General features: G+C 36.6%; 2 protein-coding genes. Both read right to left on the reverse strand.

Translation table 11 applies throughout. The features are described 5' to 3' along the window. Nucleotides 1-114: 114 nt before the first annotated feature. Nucleotides 115-771 (reverse strand): S24 family peptidase, encoded by a 657-nt coding sequence (locus CCAL9328_RS10535; protein ID WP_170000624.1) that lies wholly within the window; start codon nucleotides 769-771, stop codon nucleotides 115-117. Nucleotides 772-868: 97 nt separating this feature from the next. Next, entirely contained in the window at nucleotides 869-1,633 is a 765-nt protein-coding gene (locus CCAL9328_RS10540; protein ID WP_169938874.1) for a DNA adenine methylase, read from the reverse strand. Nucleotides 1,634-1,781 lie beyond the last annotated feature (148 nt).

Consider the following 1,781-nt stretch of genomic DNA (forward strand, 5'->3'; position numbering starts at 1 on the left):
TGTAAAACCGCTTTTCAAATCAAAGTCATTTTACGCTTAAAATCAAAGTGGGTTAAAAACCGCATTTTCTCACTTTGATTTCTAACCCAAAATAATACACCTTTTAAACACCCTTTAAAGCCAATTTACATCCCTCATAAGTCCTATAAACTTACCCACTATCTTGCACTCACACGCATAGTATCTAACAGGCGTGTATAAAGGGTTATAAGATACCAGCATAAGCTCATCTCCTTGCTTGTAGCACTCCTTTATCACAAGCCCATCAGGTGTGTTTATAGCATATATTTCGCCGTCCTTATATGGCATACCTATACCTATCATGCATAGATCGCCTTCCATTATATGAGGCTCCATACTATCACCCATGCATGAGATAATATCAGCAGGATACATCTCTGCATCACCACCTCTGCCAAAGTGCCTCAAAAGCCTCTTATCCATGAACACCTCATCAAACTCTTCATCATCACTCCAAGCCCCACCACCAAGACTAGCCTTTAAGCCAAACATGCGAAGTGTCTTATACCTCTTTTCTGATACCTCTAAGCTTTCATTTTCTTGGTTATAAAAGAAAAGATTTATCGAAATTTTACGCTTTGATAGAAAGTCCATTATCTCTTTATATGGCACTGAGTTTCTAAATTTCATCTGGGCGTAGGTATTTGGATTTATACCTAGCTCATTAGCCACATCAGCATCTTTTATGCTCTTTTTACCCTCGGTGGCTAGTATATCCTTTAGCCTCTCATTTATCTCGTTCATATCCATTTTAACTTCCTTTGGTTATAAAATATAAGCAAATTTAGCCAAATATCTTTTAAAGTATAAAATTTATTTGATTTTGTAATGAGGCGGAGTTAACCGCCTAGAAGTTCATTATCAAAAGCTCACTCTTTACTCTATCGCTTGACTTTGCGTTTAGGCTGTAGTTTACTGATAATTCTTTAAATTTAAAGCCCTTATATAGATGCCTTGCCACCTCACAATCGTTATAGCTAAGCATAAATTTACCCTTTATGCCCTTTAAAATTTTAGCTAAGTTTTCGTGATCTATCATAGTAAAGCCGTTTGTCATCTTATAGTAGTTTTCAGTACCTATATACGGTGGGTCAAGATAAAAGAGCGTATCCTCGCCATCATACTCCTTTATAAGTTTTTCGTAGCTAAGATTTTCTATCAACGCGTGCTTTAGGCGTTTTGAATACACTGTAAAATCTCTATATATGTTTTTACTACTTCTGCCTTTACCCATAGCAAAGTGATCGCCTTTTGCTCCAAAACTAGTTGAAAGCAGGTAAAAGTAAAAGGCTGCTCTTTGTATGTCGTTTCTTGGTTTTAGTTTGCCTTGCTTTATGAGATAAAATATCTCTCTACTTCTTAGCATCGTGCCAAGCTCCGCTGACAAGCTCTGCGGTCTAGTCCTTATGATGCGGTGCAGGTTTATGAGATTGCTGTTTATATCGTTTACGACCTCATTTTTACTAGGTTCTTTTTGGTAAAAGACCGATAGTGCTCCGCCAAATACCTCTACATATTTAATATGTTCAGGCATTAGTGGGATAATATCTTTAGCTAGTTTTGATTTACCACCAACCCAGCCGAATGGTGCTTTTAGTTTGGTTTGTTGCATTGTTATTCCTTACAAAATTTAATATTTTTGCTACTTTGTAAGAAATTTCAGTAATATTACTTTGCTACTTTGTAAAATGCGAACAGGGGACGCCTTGTTCGTTGTTTTTTCTAACCTTCAAACTCCACATCAATCATATAGCTTGTAG

The organism is Campylobacter sp. RM9328 (genome assembly GCF_012978615.1).

What these genes read in the sequence shown, in the direction of transcription:
- CCAL9328_RS10535 (WP_170000624.1), bottom strand. Translation starts at nt 771, where the DNA reads ATGGATATGAACGAGATAAATGAGAGGCTAAAGGATATACTAGCCACC.
- CCAL9328_RS10540 (WP_169938874.1), bottom strand. Translation starts at nt 1,633, where the DNA reads ATGCAACAAACCAAACTAAAAGCACCATTCGGCTGGGTTGGTGGTAAA.